This is a genomic window from Hafnia alvei (assembly GCF_900095695.1).
GTDB lineage: Bacteria > Pseudomonadota > Gammaproteobacteria > Enterobacterales > Enterobacteriaceae > Hafnia > Hafnia alvei_B.
The window spans coordinates 24,108-43,624 of record NZ_FMIQ01000084.1 but is presented as its reverse complement, the minus strand read 5'-3'; the positions used below and the strand labels follow the sequence as shown (position 1 = coordinate 43,624).

16 protein-coding genes are annotated in these 19,517 nt (G+C 49.0%); 7 read left to right on the top strand and 9 right to left on the bottom strand.

Translation table 11 applies throughout. The features are described from left to right. Positions 1 to 104: 104 nt before the first annotated feature. The 8 genes from nudK to napF form a co-directional block, all read right to left on the bottom strand. The gene (nudK, locus tag BN1044_RS22465) at positions 105 to 707 is read right to left on the bottom strand and encodes a GDP-mannose pyrophosphatase NudK (RefSeq protein WP_072310554.1); all 603 of its coding nucleotides are present in this window, start codon (positions 705 to 707) and stop codon (positions 105 to 107) included. 266 nt (positions 708 to 973) lie between these two features. After that, positions 974 to 1,600: a cytochrome c-type protein NapC gene (napC, locus tag BN1044_RS22460; protein WP_072310553.1), complete on the bottom strand. Its 627-nt coding sequence runs from the start codon at positions 1,598 to 1,600 to the stop codon at positions 974 to 976. 11 nt (positions 1,601 to 1,611) lie between these two features. Further along, positions 1,612 to 2,031, bottom strand: coding sequence for a nitrate reductase cytochrome c-type subunit (gene napB, locus BN1044_RS22455; protein WP_247650364.1), 420 nt, complete (start codon positions 2,029 to 2,031; stop codon positions 1,612 to 1,614). A gap of 38 nt (positions 2,032 to 2,069) precedes the next feature. Then, complete coding sequence (napH, locus tag BN1044_RS22450) at positions 2,070 to 2,936, bottom strand: quinol dehydrogenase ferredoxin subunit NapH (RefSeq protein ID WP_072310588.1); 867 nt, start codon at positions 2,934 to 2,936, stop codon at positions 2,070 to 2,072. Continuing rightward, entirely contained in the window at positions 2,936 to 3,688 is a 753-nt protein-coding gene (gene napG / locus BN1044_RS22445) for a ferredoxin-type protein NapG (protein WP_072310551.1), read from the bottom strand. Before napG ends, napH begins: the two co-directional genes overlap by 1 nt. A gap of 21 nt (positions 3,689 to 3,709) precedes the next feature. Further along, a complete protein-coding gene (napA, locus tag BN1044_RS22440; protein WP_072310550.1) occupies positions 3,710 to 6,202 on the bottom strand; it encodes a nitrate reductase catalytic subunit NapA in 2,493 nt (830 codons plus the stop codon). Further along, positions 6,199 to 6,465 carry a chaperone NapD gene (gene napD, locus BN1044_RS22435; RefSeq protein ID WP_025797488.1) on the bottom strand — a complete coding sequence of 89 codons (267 nt, stop codon included), beginning with the start codon at positions 6,463 to 6,465 and terminating at the stop codon, positions 6,199 to 6,201. The genes napA and napD overlap by 4 nt, the downstream gene beginning before the upstream one ends. Further along, complete coding sequence (gene napF / locus BN1044_RS22430; protein WP_072310549.1) at positions 6,462 to 6,986, bottom strand: ferredoxin-type protein NapF; 525 nt, start codon at positions 6,984 to 6,986, stop codon at positions 6,462 to 6,464. The genes napD and napF overlap by 4 nt, the downstream gene beginning before the upstream one ends. A gap of 425 nt (positions 6,987 to 7,411) precedes the next feature. Between napF and narQ the strand changes: the two genes are divergently transcribed. Then, positions 7,412 to 9,094: a nitrate/nitrite two-component system sensor histidine kinase NarQ gene (gene narQ, locus BN1044_RS22425; protein WP_072310548.1), complete on the top strand. Its 1,683-nt coding sequence runs from the start codon at positions 7,412 to 7,414 to the stop codon at positions 9,092 to 9,094. Positions 9,095 to 9,179: 85 nt separating this feature from the next. Further along, positions 9,180 to 9,812 (top strand): nitrate/nitrite response regulator protein NarP, encoded by a 633-nt coding sequence (gene narP / locus BN1044_RS22420; protein ID WP_072310547.1) that lies wholly within the window; start codon positions 9,180 to 9,182, stop codon positions 9,810 to 9,812. 59 nt (positions 9,813 to 9,871) lie between these two features. Here narP and BN1044_RS22415 read toward each other — a convergent pair whose 3' ends face one another. Then, complete coding sequence (locus BN1044_RS22415) at positions 9,872 to 10,147, bottom strand: winged helix-turn-helix domain-containing protein (protein WP_072310546.1); 276 nt, start codon at positions 10,145 to 10,147, stop codon at positions 9,872 to 9,874. A gap of 622 nt (positions 10,148 to 10,769) precedes the next feature. Here BN1044_RS22415 and BN1044_RS22410 point away from each other — a divergent pair. From BN1044_RS22410 to acrD, 5 genes are all read left to right on the top strand, one after another. After that, entirely contained in the window at positions 10,770 to 11,342 is a 573-nt protein-coding gene (locus BN1044_RS22410) for a fimbrial protein (protein WP_254663946.1), read from the top strand. Positions 11,343 to 11,469: 127 nt separating this feature from the next. Beyond that, complete coding sequence (locus BN1044_RS22405; RefSeq protein WP_072310545.1) at positions 11,470 to 12,162, top strand: fimbrial biogenesis chaperone; 693 nt, start codon at positions 11,470 to 11,472, stop codon at positions 12,160 to 12,162. Between the two features lie 9 nt (positions 12,163 to 12,171). Continuing rightward, positions 12,172 to 14,733, top strand: a complete 2,562-nt coding sequence (locus BN1044_RS22400) for a fimbria/pilus outer membrane usher protein (RefSeq protein WP_072310544.1) — start codon at positions 12,172 to 12,174, stop codon at positions 14,731 to 14,733. Continuing rightward, on the top strand, positions 14,723 to 15,892 hold the full coding sequence (locus BN1044_RS22395) for a fimbrial protein (protein WP_072310543.1): 1,170 nt from the start codon (positions 14,723 to 14,725) through the stop codon (positions 15,890 to 15,892). Before BN1044_RS22400 ends, BN1044_RS22395 begins: the two co-directional genes overlap by 11 nt. 238 nt (positions 15,893 to 16,130) lie before the next feature. Beyond that, complete coding sequence (acrD, locus tag BN1044_RS22390; protein WP_072310542.1) at positions 16,131 to 19,280, top strand: multidrug efflux RND transporter permease AcrD; 3,150 nt, start codon at positions 16,131 to 16,133, stop codon at positions 19,278 to 19,280. Positions 19,281 to 19,517 lie beyond the last annotated feature (237 nt).

Below are 19,517 nucleotides of genomic sequence, written 5' to 3'. Positions count from 1 at the left end.
TTATTTATCGCAACAATTTGCTCATAGCTAGGAAACTAACAGGACATATCAGGAGGGTATACAGAAAGGGTGGCCCATCGTGTTCACGCTAGGCCATAAGCAGATTAATTCATCCAGCCCTGAATTTGGGCGTACTGCAACAGCATGATGGTTTTACCATCTTTAATTTCACCGCTCTTAATCATCTCGAGGGCCTGCTGGAAAGGGAGCTCTAAGATTTCAATATCTTCATCTTCTATTCCACCACCAGCCGCCACTTTTTGACTATTGGTGTACGGAGCAGCAAAGAAATGAATAATTTCGGTTACGCCGCCGGGCGACATATAGGCCTCAAACACTTTAGTCACTTGGCCTACTTCAAAACCGGTTTCTTCCATTGCTTCTCGACGCACACAGTCCTCCGGCGCATCGTTATCCAGCAAGCCGGCGATGGTTTCGATCAACAGACCGTCGCGGTTACCGTTAAGGTAGGTTGGAATACGGAACTGGCGAATAAGCACGACCGTTTTTTTCTCTACGCTATACAGCAACAACGTAGCGCCATTACCGCGGTCATAGACCTCGCGCATTTGGCGCACCGTGCCGCCATTATGTCGCGTTAAATCATAGGTGTATTGACGCAGGACTGCCCAATGATCGGATAACACCTTGTTGCTGATCATTTCAATTTTCACGCAGTACAACTCCCTTACAAATGCGGGGCTCATGAGATTCGAGCGGAAGGAGCAATTTACGCCAACGAGTGCGGGACATCAATGTAGGAGGGAGGGGATTCTGCATTCCGAATAAGGTTTCGTCCGCCTAGCCGCAACGGTATTCACCGATAAACCGAGTCACCGGCGTACAATGAGGGGCGCCAAAGCGCCCCTTCACCGATATAGCGATAAAACTCGGTATGGATTAGCGGGCAAAATACGGTTAATCAGCCATAACCCATGGACATACCTAATCTCATGCCAACACCATAGAACGCTTAAAACCCGTTCTTGATCCCTTTCATATCAGGCAGCTTATGCGCTATCCCTTTATGACAGTCGATACAGGTTTTTCCGTCCTGAATAGCTTGATCGTGCATTTTTCCTGCTACGGTTTTCTGTGCCGTGAAATCCATGTATTCAAAGTTGTGGCAGTTACGACACTCCTGAGAATCATTGGCTTTCATGCGCGCCCATTCGTTTTCAGCCATGACTAAGCGATGTGCTTCAAACTTTTGCGGCGTATCAATCAGGCCAAAAGCTTTAGCATACAGCTCTTTACTCGCCTTGATTTTACGTACAATTTTAGGCACCCACTCATGTGGGACATGGCAATCAGGACAGGTAGCACGCACACCGCTGCGGTTGGTGTAGTGAACGGTATCCATATATTCCTGATACACGTTGTCGCGCATTTCATGGCAGCTGATACAGAATTTTTCCGTATTCGCCATTTCCATACCTGTATTGAATCCGCCCCAGAAAATAATCCCGGCGACAAAACCCAGCAGCAGCAGCGTGCCCAAAGCCAAACGGCTAGGACGGCGCCACCATTGCCACACGCGGCGAATCATGCCCGGTTTTTTCTGCTCGGTCGGCTTGTTGACTTCTTTATTATCCAGCATAGCGGCTCCTGTTACTGCCCAAAGCCCGGTGCGGGCTGGAAGCTATTACCTACAATCGGTGGTGCATCACTTTGTGGTACGTGACATTGCAGGCAGAAGTAACGACGTGGAGCCACCTCTCCCAGCACTTTGCCGTTGGCATCCATAAAGTGAGTTGGGCTAATGCGCGGTGCGCCGGTGGTACGGTAATGCTCAACGCCGTGGCATTGCAGGCAGCGGTTGGTATTTTTGCTGATCTGATAGCCGTCTACGCTATGCGGGATCATCGGCGGCTGGTTTACATAGTTCAGCGCCATACGCTCTTGCTGCTTAGGCATTTTGATCTGCCCTTCTGCCGTTCCCGAAACTTCCGGTGACTGGCTTAAATCGACGTCGCTGGCCGCATATACGGCGCCAGCCACAGACAATGACAGCACGACGGCCTGTAACATTGCCCAAAGCGAAGCGTGCTTTTTCAGGACATTGCTCTTCATTCTTTAGCTCCCGAACGATGAAATCGGTTCTTAAATTCGAATACGTGCTCGGCACACACATCCATGCAACGCCCGCAGCTGATGCAATCTTTGCTCAGTACCAGCGGGCTATGATCGTTATTTAATACAGGCTCACGTAACACCTGAGACTCTGGACAAACGTGAAAACAGTCCATACAGCGCGTGCATTTTTCTCGATGTTCAGCGCTAACACGGAGAACCGCTTTAGCACCAATCACGCCATACAGCGCACCCATCGGGCAAATGTGGCCACACCAACCATGCTCCGTTACCAACAGGTCAAACAGGAACACCGCAAGAATCAGCCAAAGGCCGCCAAAAGCACCGAAAATCAGGCTCCGCCCAAGCAGCGCTACCGGATTCAGCCATTCCCACAGCAAGGTGCCACTGATGGCACTTCCCGCCAGCACCGCCAGCAAAATGCCATAGCGTAGGGTCCGTGGCAGTGACGCAGATTGGCGAATATTCAGCTTGCGCCGCATCCACGCGGCTAAATCAGTGACTGGATTTAACGGACAAACCCAGGCACAAAACGCGCGACTGGCTATCAGCGAATAGGCCACTACCACGACCAATGTTCCCGCCAAAGCCGTTAGCGCTGGCCAGTGCCCGGCAAACACGCTTTCCAACATCATTAATGGATCGGTCAAAGGAACGGTTTCTAGCAGTAAACTGCCGCTGTAGTTCCCTTTTAAAATCCAAATTCCCCACCACGGCCCTGATAAAAACATCATCAAAACCATCAGTTGGCTTAAACGGCGTAGCAGCAGCCAGCGATGGCTGCGGATAATACCGTGACGTTGGCGTGCTTCAAGACCGGCCTGATTTGCACTGTTCGCCATCATTCACCTCCCTGCGGCATACGTGAAGGTAGCTGGGTACCGGACGGAACTAATGAGTGTCCAACCTTCGCTTTCTCTTCCCATCCCAAACGGTAATGCTTTCCAAGCTCTCCGCGTGCAATCGAGAGCGGCAACACTTTGATCGCCGCCTCATCCAGTACGCAGGCCTGCTCGCATTTTCCGCAGCCGGTGCAAGCATCGCTGTGAACCGTCGGCAAGAATTTCGCATGCACGCCGGTTCGTTCGTTGCGATGCAGCTCCAGCGTGATGGCTTTATCAATCGATGGGCAGACGCGGTAACACACATCACAGCGTAAGCCTTGCCAATTCAGGCAGTTCTCATGATCGAGTAGCACCGCCAATCCCATCCGCGCATCATCGATGTCGGTCAGTTTGGGATCGAGCGCCGCGCTCGGACAAGCCACCACACAAGGAATGTCTTCACACATTTCACAAGGCGTTTGTCTCGCAACAAAATAAGGGGTGCCTGCCGAAGAAGGCGACAGCAGCGTCGCTAACTTCAGCGTGTCATAAGGACAAGCCTGAACGCACTGCCCACAGCGAATGCAGGCGCGCTCAAACTCACCGTCCGGCAAGGCTCCCGGTGGACGCAACGCTAAGCCATCACGCGCCTGTGATTGCTTTTGTTGCAATCCCAGAACCAACGTCAGCCCGGCTAATCCACCCGCACTGCGCACCGCATCGCGTAAAAAGCGACGGCGCGCAGGCCCTTTATCTCGTTGTTTCGTCATCAGGTAACGCTCCTTGCCTGATTAGGCAGTCACCTTTTCAACTTTTACCGCACATTTTTTGAAGTCAGTTTCTTTGGACAGCGGATCGGTTGCATCCAACGTCAGGTTATTCACCAACTGAGCGGCATCGAAGAACGGCATATAAACCAGTCCTTGCGGTACACGGTTACGTCCACGGGTTTCAACAATAGAAACCAGTTCGCCACGGCGAGAAATAACCTTCACTTTATCGCCACGACGCAGGCCGCGTTGTTTAGCATCCAAAGGATGAATAAACAGCACCGCTTCCGGGAACGCACGGTGCAGTTCAGGCACACGGCGCGTCATCGAACCGGTATGCCAATGCTCCAGCACGCGACCGGTAGAGAGCCACAGGTCGAATTCTTTATCAGGAACTTCAGCCGCTGGCTCAAATGGCAGTGCAAAAATAACCGCTTTGCCGTCTGGTTTGCCGTAGAAACGCACGCTTTCGCCTGCTTTAACAAACGGGTCAAACCCTTCGCGATATCGCCACAGGGTTTCTTTGCCATTCACCACTGGCCAGCGGATACCGCGCGCTTTGTGGTATTCATCGAACGGAGCCAGATCGTGACCATGGCCGCGGCCAAATGAGGCGTACTCTTCAAACAGCCCTTTCTGCACGTAGAACCCAAAATCGCGTGATTCATCGTTCAATTGATCGGCTGCGATCTCTTCTAGCTTGAATTTGTTGACGTTGCCGTTGGCATAAAGCACATCGAACAACGTTTTGCCCTTCAGCTCTGGCTTACTGTTGATGAGCTCCGCAGGCCAAACGTCTTCTACTTTGAAGCGTTTGGAGAACTCCATCATCTGCCACAGATCAGATTTGGCCTCACCCGGCGCTTTCACCTGCTGATGCCAGAACTGAGTACGGCGCTCGGCGTTACCATAAGCCCCTTCTTTTTCCACCCACATTGCGGTTGGTAAAATCAGGTCGGCGGCCAAAGCGCTGACGGTTGGGTACGGATCGGAAACCACGATGAAGTTACGTGGATCACGCCAGCCCGGCATACGGTCAGCGTTGATGTTTGGCCCAGCCTGCATATTGTTGTTACACATCACCCAGTAAGCGTTGAGCGTGCCGTCTTTCAGCGCACGGTCTTGCGCTACGGCGTGTAGACCCACTTTTTCTGGAATGGTACCCGCTGGCAGTTTCCATGTATTTTCAGCGATCTGACGGTGTTTTTCGTTGGTCACCACCATGTCTGCAGGCAAGCGGTGGGAGAACGTCCCCACTTCACGCGCAGTACCACAGGCTGACGGCTGACCGGTCAGAGAGAATGGACCACAGCCCGGTTTGGAGATTTTGCCGGTCAACAGATGGATGTTGTAACAAAGGTTGTTGGCCCAAACACCGCGCGTGTGTTGGTTGAAGCCCATCGTCCAGTAGGAGACGACTTTGATGTTTGGATCGGCATACAGCTTAGCCAACGACTCCAGGGAATCCTTTGGCACACCGGTCATTTCAGCCGTTTTCTCCAGCGTATACTCCGCCACGAATGCTTTGTAGTCTTCAAAGCTCATTGGCTCGGAGGCGTCACTGCCCGGGTTTTTCGCGGCTTTTTCCAGCGGATCGGTTGGGCGTAAGCCGTAACCGATATCTGTTGCGCCCTTGCGAATATTCACGTGCTGCTTCATGAACTCCTGATCGACCGCATTATTCTGAATAATGTAGTTTGCGATGTAGTTCAGGATCACCAAGTCAGACTGCGGGGTGAAGATAATCGGGTTATCGGCCAGCTCAAAACTGCGGTGTTCAAAGGTAGAAAGAACCGCCACTTTGACATTTTGGTCGGTCAAACGACGGTTGGTAATGCGCGACCAGAGGATCGGGTGCATTTCCGCCATGTTTGAGCCCCACAGGACGAAAGCGTCGGCCTGTTCGATGTCATCGTAGCAGCCCATCGGCTCATCCATACCAAAGGTACGCATAAAACCAACGACCGCCGACGCCATACAGTGACGCGCATTCGGGTCGATGTTGTTAGAGCGGAAGCCCGCTTTGAACAGTTTGGAAGCGGCATAGCCTTCCCATACGGTCCACTGACCCGATCCAAACATACCCACCGAGGTTGGGCCTTTCTCTTTCAGCGAAGTTTTGAATTTCTCTTCCATCACGTCGAAGGCCTGATCCCAGGTCACCGGCGTGAATTCGCCCTCTTTGTTGTACTGACCATTCTTCATACGCAGCAAAGGCTGCGTTAGACGGTCTTTTCCGTACATGATTTTTGGCAGGAAATAGCCTTTGATGCAGTTTAGGCCACGGTTAACCGGTGCATCTGGATCCCCTTGGGAAGCCACGATGCGACCATTTTGCGTACCAACCAACACACCACAACCGGTACCACAAAAACGGCACGGCGCTTTGTCCCACTTAATTTCATCAGCCCCACCGACAACCGCTTTCGCGACGGTCGGAATGGTCAGCCCTGCAGCTGCTGCTGCAGCGGCGACGGCGTTGGCTTTCATGAAGTCTCTACGACTGAGTTTCATGGCGTATCCTCACCTTGCTCATCCTGCTGGTGATAAACCAGCGACACCGCCAGCACACCTGCCACATTGCGCGCTGACTCAATTCTGTCTAGCAATGCGTTTGAATCTTCGCTTTGCATGACAACCACTAACTTGCCTTTTTCTTGTTCTGTCGCTGCCACTTCAGTTTCTGGCATGGCGGCCAGAGCTTCTGCGACGGCGGGTACGGCTTCAGGTTTGGCTTGAACCACCAATCCACATACGTGCCACATCTCATTGCTCATACTTCATTCCTTGCTACCGCGTCGCGCGTTTCAGGCTGCGCCGCCGGCGTTATTCGAATAGCATCAACCGGGCAGCCGCGAACGCATTCGCCACAGCCGGTACATTTATCTAAATCAACCGTCGGTTTGGCAATTCCGCTCAAATGCGGTGCAAAGCGGATCGCATAAGGTTCGCAGGCATCCTGACAGCTGCGGCATTCAATGCCTTTTTGCGTTAGGCAGTTCGTCTGAATTTCTGCCTGAATAGTCCAAGGCGGTGTGCGTTCAAGTTCAAAAAGCGGTAATTCACAGGCATCGGCACAACGCTGGCAGAACGTGCACTCAGCGCGATGGAAGTCGATAGCGGGAAATCCGCCATCTCCCGCGATTAACACACCGGTTTCACACTGTTCAATACAGGAATGGCAACGCGTGCAGCCTGCAATAAAAGCAGGCTCAGGGATTGTCCAAGGTGGACGCTGTGCGCTAGCGGGTTTGCGCCAACGAGCGCTGAGTAGATTGCGCCGAGAAAGCGTAGTCATGGGTAACTCCGGTGACATTGCTCATCCATCCTGATGAAAAACACGTACCAATAAAAATGAAAGATATTGCTGGTCAGCGATATTGTTTTAGATTTTTGTTAGTAATAATTCTTATTTAGCTAATGACCAGAAATATAGGTTTTTTCTAAGCATAAAGTATGCGGATTAGAGGATGAGTTATAATCCCCCTAAATAGGTAATTGTGGGTATCGATTGCGCGAGATCAATCCTTTTGCTGAGTTTTCGCGCACTGTATAGCCCCTGCAACCACATTCCGTTATCTACTGATTTATATAACGATTGTTTGGGCATCCTGTTATCAATAAACAGAACGGTACTAATAACCCATTTATTAAGCACCTGCGCAAAAATGATGACGCTCTTACGCCCTTTTTATCGCTGTCATACTAAATAGGTATCTTAGATTGCTCGTAAAACGTTCGGTTACCAGCACCTTGGCTAAAACGCTGGCCGCTATTGTGATCCTCTCGGTTTTATCGACCGGCATCGCACTTGTTACCGTAGCAAGCAGTTTAAGCGATGCCGAGGCGGTGAATATTGCAGGCTCACTGCGTATGCAAAGCTATCGGCTGGCCTATGATTTAACCAACCATCCTGATGATGTTGCCCTGCATCTCGAAGAGTACGAGCAATCTATGCAGGCTCCGGCGTTGAAAAAGCTTGATCGCTTTTATGTTCCATCTTCTGTTCGTGAAGAGTATAGACACCTACTGGAAACTTGGCTGTTATTAGACCAGCAGCTTAAAGCAGGCAACAGCGATCAGTACCTTGCCCATGTGGCTCGTCATGTCAGCCAAATCGATCATTTTGTCTTGGTACTTCAGCATTATTCCGAGCAAAAAATGCAGCAAGTGGCGGCGATCAGTTTGCTAGGCGTCTTGATGATCGTCGGGCTGGTTTGGTTTGCGATCCGCACCACGCGCCGAGAAGTGGTGTCCCCGCTGAATAAACTGCTGAATGCCAGCCAGCGCATGCAAAACGGCTATTTCTCTCCGATGCAGTTGGACGTTAACCTCCCCAACGAAATTGGTGTGTTATCAAAAACCTTCATTAGAATGTCGAGCGAGCTTGAAAAGCTTTATCGCTCTCTTGAGGACAAAGTTCAGGAGAAGACGGAGAGTCTGACACAGGCAAATAAATCACTTGGCGTATTATTTGATTGCTCTCAAGCACTGACCGTCAGCGAAATCACCCAGCCCAGTTTTGAGAAGGTACTCAACATTGTACGTACCAGTGAAGCCTTAGATTTTCTAGAATTAGAAGTTCATGACAGCGGCAATGGCCGTTGGCTATTACACAGTGGGCAACTTGACAACTTGGCTTCCACATCAGCCATATCGCTGATGCTTGATGGGCATCGTTTAGGGGAATTACGCTGGCCTCAGCACCAACATCCCCAGCAGCAGTTAATGCAAAACGTCGCCAATATGCTTAGCCGAGGAGTCTATTTCAACCGGGCGCAAAAGCAGCAGGTTCAGCTATTGTTGATGGAAGAACGCGCGACGATTGCGCGCGAGCTGCATGATTCTTTGGCCCAAGCGCTCTCGTTCCTACGTATTCAGATAACGCTGCTCAAACGCTCCATCCCGGCCGAAAACACACAGGCGCAGGCAATCATTCGTGATTTTGCTCAAGCATTGTCTGACGCCTATCGCCAACTGCGTGAATTATTGGCCACTTTTCGCTTAACTATTCAGGAAGCTGATTTGCGTGAGGCCTTACATCAGCTATTAGCGCCATTAAAATTGCAAACTGACGCCGTTATTACGCTAAACTGTGCGCTTTCTTCGCAGTCACTCAACGCTCAGCAGCAAGTTCACGTCTTGCAAATTGTGCGCGAAGCCGTGCTCAACGCCATCAAACATGCTCAGGCAAAACACATCGAAATACGCTGTCACTACGGACCAGAAGGCGAAAGCGTGATCTGTATTCAAGATGACGGCGTTGGGATAGCTAGCCTTGAAGAACCCGATGGACACTACGGTCTGACAATTATGGCCGAGCGAGCGACGCGACTGGGTGGTGAACTTACCATCCGCACGGTGGTTCCAGCAGGTACAGAAGTTTCGTTGATTTTTCAGCACTGAGGGTCAGCAACAACTCGTGTTTAATTAAATTTTAATGGTAATAGGCAACGGATAACCGCCCCTATTATTTATTTCGGAGCATTTTATGGAAAATGAAAGCTACGCAGTTATGATCGTGGACGATCATCCGCTTATGCGCCGCGGAGTTCGTCAGTTACTCGAACTCGATCCTGCCTTTAACGTGGTTGCAGAGGCCAGCAGCGGCAGCGAGGCGATTGCATTGGCCAGTCGCGCCCAACCCGACGTGATCTTATTAGATCTTAATATGAAAGGATTATCGGGTTTAGATACCCTGAAAGCGCTGCGTAACGAAGGCATTGATGCTCGCATCATTATTCTCACCGTTTCAGACTCGCGCAGTGATGTCTATGCGTTAGTTGATGCCGGTGCAGATGGTTATTTACTGAAAGATAGCGAGCCGGAAACGCTGCTATCGCAGATCCATCAGGCCGCAAGCGGTAAAAACGTCTTTAGTGACATCATCTGCGAATATTTAGCATCACGCTCTGAGTTAACCGATCCCTTTGCCGATCTGACTGAGCGCGAACTCGATGTACTGCAGGAAGTGGCTCGTGGACTGTCTAATAAACAAATCGCTTCACAGCTGCATATTTCCGAAGAGACGGTAAAAGTGCATATTCGCAACCTGCTGCGCAAGCTCAACGTACGCTCACGCGTGGCGGCAACCGTTTTGTATTTAGAGCACAAAAACCAATAATACCGACAATGGGCGATAACCAAATGGCTGTCGCTCACCCTTCTCCACGAATTCATTGATTAAATTGCAGCCAGCAGTTGTTCAGCATGCTTTTTAATCCACGTTTCGTTAAGCGGCCCCCAGTTTTTCAACTGATAGTAACCGTCGTTGTTACGTACGCCCTCTTGGACAAAATCCAGTTCAATACCCATTCCCGGCAGTGCTTTGATCACATCCTGTAAGGTTCTACGCGGCCAGCCGGTCACCTGCATAAGATGAGGAACATTCGGCTTCTCCAGATGGCTAATCAACCAACAGAGGTATAAACGTCGCGCAAACACGGGGTTAAAGTCCATTTGTTCTCCTAATTTACCCACCAATGGCAGAAGTTAGAGCCAAAAATGATTAATGACACAGGTATTGTAGGTAATTTAGCAAGAAAGAAAAGGAAACAAGGCAGAAATCAACGGCATTGGACGTGATAAGAACCCAAAGATATTGTGATACATCGAGTTATTATTAATTAATCTTAAATATTGGTTTTTATTTAAATTATATTTAATTAAAACTTACTCTTATGAGAGTTAATCAACCGAAAGATCTATTCATTAAATATATTAATGGGATTTCATCACAAAACATGATCGTTAATGATAAAAATCACTCGCATCGTGCAAAAAATAGATAATAAATCAATTGATATGGATATTTCTGCCTAAAAAATATTCAGGTGCTATTATTGCTATATTCCTAAAAATGAATTAAAAAGAACCTCCAATAGAATTGCTTATATATTTAATAACTTTGGCACTAGGCAAGCATTCACCATTAGCTGTGTAACATGGATTACCACACTATTTAAGGGAGAAAAGCATGAGTGCACACACCAATGGAATTTATATTACTAATGATTCAATGACGTCGTTTTAATTAGTTTTAAGTATATTACCTAATTGGCTTATTACGGAGAATAATATAGTGAAACGGAATCTATTTGTCGCCATTATGGCACTATCATCGGCAACTGCGTTTGCCGCAGAAATGAATGCTGGGAAAATTCATTTTACCGGTGAAATCATTGAACCAAGCTGTGTTATCGAAGGCGATAGCGGGACAGACTCTACGGTTCCACTAGGAACCTACCCGACGTCGCTTTTCAACGACGGAGGGATAGGAACACAATCACACCTGACGCCTCTATCGATCAATCTGAAGGACTGCCCTTTAACAAGTGCTGGGCTCGCCGCCGTCCAGCTAACCTTTACAGGCTCAACCGTATTAACAGGCTCTAACACTTTGCTAGATGTCAGCAAAATCACCACCAGCGGTACAACCGCAGCCACAGGGGTTGGTATTGCAATGAGCCCAGATGGCGAAGATACAAACCTGATTAAATTTGATGGGTCTGAAGGACAGGTTTACATACAATTAGCATCGAATACAGCAGACGTGATTAGCGCATCATTTAACGCACGCTATATATCATTCGCCAAACCTGTCACCGCAGGGCCTGCAGATGCTGATTTAACGGTGAATATCCTTTACCGTTAATTTTTTATTATTCTATCTGGCGTGTTATTAGCAATTTCACTATAACACGCCAACATTTTAAATATGGGTAAACCAGATTCTGTATAGGCTTTTCCAAGATTACTTTCATTTATTAAAAGGCTCTTACATGCGACTTATCGGGCTGAAAGTTTGCTCTGTAATTCTTGCTTTTACTACCTTCAGCCACGCAGCAGGGATTCAAATAGGGCGAACACGTATTATTTATGACACAAACAAGAAAGAAGTGGCGCTTTCACTGAAAAATACAGAGAAAGAACTGCCATGGCTTATTCAGTCATGGATTGATACCGGTGATGGAAAAACGCGTGGCCCCTTTATTATTACGCCGCCGCTTTTCAGGCTTGATCCACAAAAAGAACAAAACCTACGTATTACGTGGTCAGGCCAAGCGTTGCCTACCGACAGAGAATCTTTGTTTTATATGAATGTGCGCACTATCCCGGCGATGGCAAAAAGTGACGATGAAAAAAATGTTCTACGACTGATATATAAAACACGGCTGAAATTATTCTGGCGACCCACGGGGCTAAGCGGCACACCTATTGATGCCTGCAAGAATCTAAAATTCAGCCGGCAGGCAAATCAGTTACAGATTACAAATAATGGCGACTACTACAGCGTTTTCGATACCTTAACACTGAATACGACATCATTAAAAACCGCCGAGATGGTAGCCCCGAAAGCAACGGCGCAATTTCAGCTTCCCGGCACGGCTAATGGCTCGAAAGTGACATGGCGCTGTATTACTGACTACGGTAATGCGTCAGATGAATTTACATCAAGTTTAACTCAGGACTAATGGTGCTTAATGGCTGCTAACGGACTGCGCCTGAACGTCTCCCGCCCTATTCGGCGATTCCACCCAATGCTAAAAACCTTAAGCGGTTTGCTTATGGTGGCCATGGGTAACGTCAACGCACAAGAATTTTACTTTGCGCCCTCCTCGCTTGAGGGGGATGAATTATCACGGCAGGATATCGATTTATCGCTATTTTCAAAAGAGAATGGGCAGTTACCCGGCACCTATCAGACAAAAATAAATATTAATAAACAGAATGTTGATGAGGAATCAGTCACCTACATTAACAGCAAAAGCGGTGCACTACAGCCACAGCTGACACCGCAGCAGCTACGCAAGTGGGGAGTACGAGTAGATGCCTACCCAGAGCTGGCAAAACTCCCCGAAAGCGAACCACTGCGCGAATCTATTGGTGACTACATTCCTTTTGCCGCGGCAACGTTCGATTTTAATACCATGACATTACTCATCAGCATGCCGCAGGCGGCCATTGATGAGCATCATAATGAAAACATCGATCCTTCGCGCTGGAATGACGGCGTGCCCGTACTGTTTGCCGATTATTCATTCTCTGGCTCACGGCGTGAAAACACGGGAAGCAACAGTAATAGCAGCCAATACCTCAACCTGCGCAGCGGAGCTAACCTAGGCGGCTGGCGCTTACGAAACTATTCAACATGGCGACAATCCGATGACTCACAGTCGTGGCAGACGATTAATACGTGGATCCAGCACGATATCCATCAATTAAAAGCACAGTTTATTGCGGGTGAAAACAGCACCCGGGGCGATGTTTTTGATAGCCTGCAGTTTCGTGGAATCAACATTGCTTCTGACGATCAAATGCTACCGTATAACCAGCGGGGATTTGCGCCAATCATTCGTGGTATAGCCAGTTCTAATGCGGAGGTTTCAATCCGCCAGAATGGCTACGTTATTTATCAGGCTAACGTGGCACCCGGCGCGTTTGAAATTAGGGATCTGTACTCAACGACCAACAGCGCAGACCTCGAGGTCACCATCAAAGAAGCGGACGGAACTGAACATCGTTTCACTCAGCCCTACTCCAGCGTGGCTGTTATGCAACGTCCGGGCAATGTTCGCTATGAAATGACGCTCGCACGCTATCGTGCGGATGATAATCAGGCATCTAATGAACCGCTGTTTGCACAGGGCAGCGCGATTTACGGCCTTAATAATTACCTCACTCTTTTCGGTGGTTCTACCCTTTCATCAGACTATCAGTCGGTTAACGGCGGTATTGGCATCGTTTTAGGCGATTTGGGCTCAATTTCAACCGATGTAACTTGGGCTCGTGCGCGGTTGGAAAATAACGAACAGCACGATGGGCAGTCTTGGCGCTTAATGTACACCAAGAAAATAGAGGCAACGGACACTAACTTTTCACTGGCGAGCTATCGCTATTCCACCAGTGGTTTTTATAATTTTGCCGATGCTAATGAAAAATATGATGGCAGCAATAACGACTTAGACTGGTCATTCCGGTACAACAAACGCAGTCGAGTTCAGCTAAATATTAATCAGACCGTACTGGACAGCAGTATATATCTTTCAGCCTATCAACAAGATTATTGGCAAACTAAGCATAAAGAACGCAGCATTTCATCGGGCATCAACCGCACGATAGGCGACATCAACGTTAACCTTGCTTACACCTATAGCAAAACCAGCGATGGCGCGAACGACCAGATGCTGTCGCTAAGCTTCAGCATTCCGCTATCACACTGGCTGCCCAAAAGCTGGGCTAGCTATAACCTCAGCACCAGCAAACAGGGTGACACCAGCCATAGCGTTGGACTTAACGGAACCTTGCTTGACGACGATCGGCTGAGCTACTCATTACAACAGAGCCACACCAACCATGACGGCACTGACAATAGTAGTCTTTATGGCAGCTACCGATCTCAATACGCCAATCTGAATGCGGGTTATTACTACGCATCCGACAACTCTCGGCAGCTAACCTACGGCGTGAGCGGAGCCGTTGTTGCTCATCCAAGTTGTGTCACGCTGTCTCAACCGTTAGGCGATCAGTTTGCGATTGTCAGCGCACAAGGCGCATCCGGCGTTCGTTTTGTTAATCAGCGCGGCGTACAAACCGACTACTTTGGCAATGCCATCATCCCTTCTCTAACGCCTTATCAGGAAAATATTATCTATATCGATACCACCAGCCTGCCAGATGATGTAGATACGGATGAAACAACGATGACGGTTGTTCCTAGCCGCAGCGCCGCAGTCAGTACACAGTTTACAGCGCATGTGGGTTATCGCGCGCTGATCTCATTAACTCGACCGGATGGCCGCATTATTCCATTTGGGGCGATAGCCAGCGTCGACGGATTATCTTTGAGCGGTATCGTTGACGATCGTGGCGTACTGTATCTCTCAGGCGTTAGTGAAAACATTCCATTGACCGTGTCATGGGGAAGTTCTGCACAACAGCGCTGCCATGCCAGTATCGTCCTGTCCCCCTCATCTGACTCAGCACCTAACGGAATTCGTCAGACCAGCGCACTCTGCAAGCCGGAGGCAAATCATGCAGAATAAACACCCTACTCGCAGCGTGCACCGTGCGGGAATCAAGATCTTGCTTGTACTATTTATACTTTTCCCCATGTTTGCACAGGCAGCAACAACCGTGCTGCAAGGATGTTTCTCCACGCTTGCTGATTACAGCATTAATATCAACAGCGAAATACCGTCTGGGCAAAATAAGAATGGAAGCACGATTAATATTAATGACCATATTATCGGTGATGGGCCGTCGATAATCGCCAACTGCGCTTGTCCAAAGAACCTTTACTCTAGCACTATCATTTATGAAACTACGGCAGCTGGTAGCCCACTTCCACCAGGGCGAACTGGCTATGGTTATTTAACCGATCATCTCGACGTCGACATCACTGGCTATACCGACTCAATAAACTCCCCAGACGGAGGCGGGTTACAGCCAATCAGCATCAACACTTACCCAACTCCATTTTCGAGCATGACGAAAGTCAACGAAACTTTACTAAAACCCACCGAAAACACTAGCGATGTTTGCAGTGATGCAACTCGACCTGCCGGTGGAAGCGCAACGAAAAGAGGCTTTAAATGGAATGTCATCGCCCTCAGCGTTTACGTTAAAACAGCCATTTTAGGCGAAGAGATCATCCCATCAACGATTGTTGCCCAAAACTATTCTTGCCTCGCGATGGATGGTTACTGTTCTCTCAGCGACACTAAGCAGGTCTCTAATATTCGGATATCAGGCAAAATCTCCGCACCGCTCACCTGTACGATTAATGCAGGCAGCACGATTGAAGTGCAACTAGGCAATATTGTGACCTCGCAATTCGTTGCCCAAGGCCAGCCACCGGCTAGCTACACGCTTAAAAACGTTGATATCTCCTACCACTGCGACGATCCTGCCGCAGCGAACGCAGGAAAGATCAAATTTAGCCTTAGCGCCGATCAAGGCGTTACTCCAGACAGCAATAACCTAATTGCCAGAATGCTTAATCGCAATGATGTTGGCGTGCGCATGTATGATCAAAATGACAACGATGTGGTATTAGATGGTTCGCTTGATTTGCCCGTCACGCTGGATACACAGGGAAATGGCAAATTCAGCATGAAAGCGGCACCGGTCAGTACTACCTCAAATCGCCCACAACCTGGAAAATTTGAAGGTAACGTTACGGTCAAAATGGAATTACGCTAAAATTCGCCGTCCTGTTTCGACAGGGCGACGCTATATTTTTGTATGAATTTTACGCAAGCATACAGTTAAAGAGAATAACTGCAGTAAATTCATACGACACGAAAAAATATTTACCATTTCTCCTTTTTTTCTCCACGTTTTGAACCCGCCAACAGGATAAAGTGCGTTAGCATGGATCGGTTTACGTCTAGACTTCCACTTTCAAGCATAAGAGTAAGCGTTATGAGGGTATTCACCCGTGGCTAATTTCTTTATCGATCGCCCAATTTTTGCCTGGGTTATCGCCATTATCATCAGCCTAACCGGGTTGTTAGCAATTAACTCGTTGCCCGTTGAGCAGTACCCCAATCTAGCGCCGCCAACGGTACGCATTAGCGCATCTTATCCTGGTGCATCAGCGCAAACACTTGAGAATACCGTCACCCAGATCATTGAACAGAATATGACGGGATTGGACGGTTTGCTCTATATGTCCTCCCAAAGCAGCAGCACCGGCAGTGCAACAATCACGCTGACATTTCAGGCAGGAATAAACCCCAACGAAGCCATGCAGCAGGTTCAAAACCAGCTGCAAGGCGCCACGCGTAAGCTGCCGCAAGACGTACAACAACAAGGGATTACGGTTTCAAAATCGGGTGATAACAGCCTGATGACCGTGGCGTTTGTGTCAACTGACCACAGCATGACGCGACAGGATATCGCCGATTACGTAGCCAGTAATCTTCAAGATCCAATTAGCCGTATCGACGGAGTTGGCAGCGTCGATGCCTTCGGCTCTCAGTACGCGATGCGTATCTGGCTCGACCCGAACAAACTCAATAGCTATAACCTCACGAGCCAAAACGTGGTTAATGCGATTGAAACCCAGAACAATCAAATCGCCGTTGGGCAAGTAGGCGGAACACCGTCGGTGAATGGTCAGGCACTGAACGCCACCATGAATGCTCAAGCCCAGCTGCAAACGCCGGAACAGTTTCGAGACATCACGCTCAGAGTCAATGCAGATGGTTCTTACGTCACGTTAGGTGACGTTGCTACCGTAGAGCTCGGAGCTGAAAACTATGACTATCTTAGCCGTTACAACGGAATGCCAGCCTCGGGGATGAGCATCAAGCTCGCTTCTGGCGCTAACGAATTAGCCACCGACAAACTAGTCAAAGCCAAACTCGGCGAACTTGAACAGTATTTCCCCCACGGCTTGAAGGTTGAATATGCTTACGAAACCACACCGTTTGTACAGGCATCGATCGAGGACGTAGTTAAAACGCTATTTGAAGCAATTTTCCTCGTCTTTTTGGTGATGTATCTGTTCTTGCAAAATTTCCGCGCCACGCTTATCCCAACCATCGCCGTGCCTGTCGTTCTGCTAGGCACGTATGCGGTGCTTTACGCCTTTGGCTACAGCATCAATACGCTCACGATGTTTGCCATGGTGCTAGCCATCGGATTATTGGTGGATGATGCGATCGTCGTCGTCGAAAACGTCGAGCGTGTCATGGCCGAAGAGGGGTTATCGCCTAGGGAAGCGACGAGAAAATCCATGGCGCAGATCCAGAGTGCTCTAGTCGGTATTGCACTGGTGCTATCCGCGGTGTTTGTACCAATGGCCTTTTTCGGTGGCACCACCGGTGCCATTTACCGCCAGTTCTCCATCACCATTGTTTCCGCGATGGTTTTCTCTGTTTTAGTTGCGCTTATTCTTACTCCTGCGCTGTGCTCCACCCTGCTTAAACCGATTAAACAGGGGCAAGTTCATACAAAGCGAGGTTTCTTTGGCTGGTTTAACCGCGTATTTGATCGCAGTACTCGCCAATATGAAAATGGTGTTGCCCGCGTCATTCGTAACAGCGGTAAAACCATGCTGCTGTATTTACTGATTATTGTCGGGTTGGCTCTGGCATTCACCCGCTTACCAACGTCATTCTTACCACTGGAAGACCGTGGAGTCTTCATGACTCAAATCCAGCTGCCTGTGGGTTCAACACAGCAACAAACGCTTAAAGTGGTCGAGAAAGTTGAAAACTATCTGTTGCAGGATGAGAAGAAAAACGTTGTTTCCGTCTTCTCAATTATTGGCTCTGGGCCTGGGGGTAATGGTCAGAATGTGGCGCGTATGTTTGTCCGTTTAAAGCATTGGGACGAGCGCACCGGGCCTGATGACACGTCGTTTGCCATTATTGATCGCGCAACAACGGCATTTGGTAAAATTAAAGAAGCGAGAGTGTTTGCCAGCAGCCCGCCAGCGATCTCCGGTTTAGGCAACTCTGCCGGTTTTGATATGGAACTGGAAGACCATGCGGGCCTCGGCCATGCTGAACTGATGAAAGCGCGTGATACGCTGCTGGCTGCCGCAGCGAAAGAACCTCTCTTGACGCGAGTTCGCCACAACGGGTTGGATGATAGCCCACAGTTGCAGGTAAACATTGACCAGCGCAAGGCACAGGCGCTTGGCGTTAATATTGATGATATCAACAGCACCTTGAAAACGGCGTGGGGCTCGACCTACGTCAACGACTTCCTCGACCGAGGCCGCGTTAAAAAAGTATATGTTCAGGGTGCGGCCCCTTATCGTATGTTGCCGGACGATATTTATCGTTGGTACGTGAACAATAGCAGTGGTGCGATGGTGCCGTTCTCCGCCTTCGCCAACAGCACATGGACGTCGGGTTCACCACGACTTGAACGCTATAACGGTAACGCAGCATTGGAAATCGTTGGGGAAGCGGCAACGGGCGTGAGTACCGGTACGGCGATGGATATTATGGAGCGCCTTGTCAGCCAGTTGCCCAATGGTATTGGTTTGGAATGGACGGGGATGTCTTATCAGGAACGCCTCTCCGGTGCGCAAGCACCAGCGCTTTACGCCATCTCATTGCTGGTGGTATTCCTGTGCCTGGCCGCATTATACGAAAGCTGGTCGATCCCCTTCTCCGTCATGCTCGTCGTACCTTTAGGAGTTTTAGGAGCGGTATGCGCGACGTGGATCCGTGGTCTGGAGAACGATGTGTATTTCCAAGTCGGTTTGCTCACCATCATTGGTCTTTCCGCTAAAAATGCGATCTTAATTGTTGAATTCGCCAATGAACTACATCGTTCCGGTAAAGACTTATTAGAAGCCACGCTGGAAGCCTGCCGGCTACGACTACGCCCAATTTTGATGACCTCATTGGCATTTATCTTTGGCGTATTACCGATGGCAATCAGCCACGGCGCAGGCTCGGGCAGCCAACATGCTGTCGGCACTGGCGTATTAGGAGGAATGTTCACCGCTACCTTCCTTGCTATCTTCTTCGTACCGGTGTTCTTCATTTTAGTTCGTCGCCGTTTTCCAGGGAAAACCGCATCAGCGATTGAGCCTGAAGAGATCGTCCCGCCGAATGAAAAGTAACCGATGAGAAAAGGCAGCCGGTTGGCTGCCTTTTTTATGGGATATGACCCTTGGTGTTTGGCTTATCACAAAGTTATTACTGAAATGGGCTTAAAACGATCACTTCATTGCCGACTGCCTCAAACTCACTACCCATAACTAGCTTACTGCCCGACCAGTTTCAGAATTACTGGTGCTTGTTTTGCAACATGGCGTCGATAAACGCTTTCCAGTTGCTCAGTTCTGTATCAATCATAT

Excerpts from the sequence above, each read along its gene's own strand:
- BN1044_RS22400 (WP_072310544.1), top strand. The coding sequence starts at position 12,172 with ATGGCTGCTAACGGACTGCGCCTGAACGTCTCCCGCCCTATTCGGCGA.
- napB (WP_247650364.1), bottom strand. The coding sequence starts at position 2,031 with ATGTTACAGGCCGTCGTGCTGTCATTGTCTGTGGCTGGCGCCGTATAT.
- BN1044_RS22395 (WP_072310543.1), top strand. The coding sequence starts at position 14,723 with ATGCAGAATAAACACCCTACTCGCAGCGTGCACCGTGCGGGAATCAAG.
- napC (WP_072310553.1), bottom strand. The coding sequence starts at position 1,600 with ATGCTGGATAATAAAGAAGTCAACAAGCCGACCGAGCAGAAAAAACCG.
- napF (WP_072310549.1), bottom strand. The coding sequence starts at position 6,986 with ATGACTACGCTTTCTCGGCGCAATCTACTCAGCGCTCGTTGGCGCAAA.
- napG (WP_072310551.1), bottom strand. The coding sequence starts at position 3,688 with ATGACGAAACAACGAGATAAAGGGCCTGCGCGCCGTCGCTTTTTACGC.
- nudK (WP_072310554.1), bottom strand. The coding sequence starts at position 707 with ATGAGCCCCGCATTTGTAAGGGAGTTGTACTGCGTGAAAATTGAAATG.
- napH (WP_072310588.1), bottom strand. The coding sequence starts at position 2,936 with ATGGCGAACAGTGCAAATCAGGCCGGTCTTGAAGCACGCCAACGTCAC.
- BN1044_RS22415 (WP_072310546.1), bottom strand. The coding sequence starts at position 10,147 with ATGGACTTTAACCCCGTGTTTGCGCGACGTTTATACCTCTGTTGGTTG.
- napA (WP_072310550.1), bottom strand. The coding sequence starts at position 6,202 with ATGAAACTCAGTCGTAGAGACTTCATGAAAGCCAACGCCGTCGCCGCT.
- narP (WP_072310547.1), top strand. The coding sequence starts at position 9,180 with ATGGAAAATGAAAGCTACGCAGTTATGATCGTGGACGATCATCCGCTT.
- BN1044_RS22405 (WP_072310545.1), top strand. The coding sequence starts at position 11,470 with ATGCGACTTATCGGGCTGAAAGTTTGCTCTGTAATTCTTGCTTTTACT.
- napD (WP_025797488.1), bottom strand. The coding sequence starts at position 6,465 with ATGAGCAATGAGATGTGGCACGTATGTGGATTGGTGGTTCAAGCCAAA.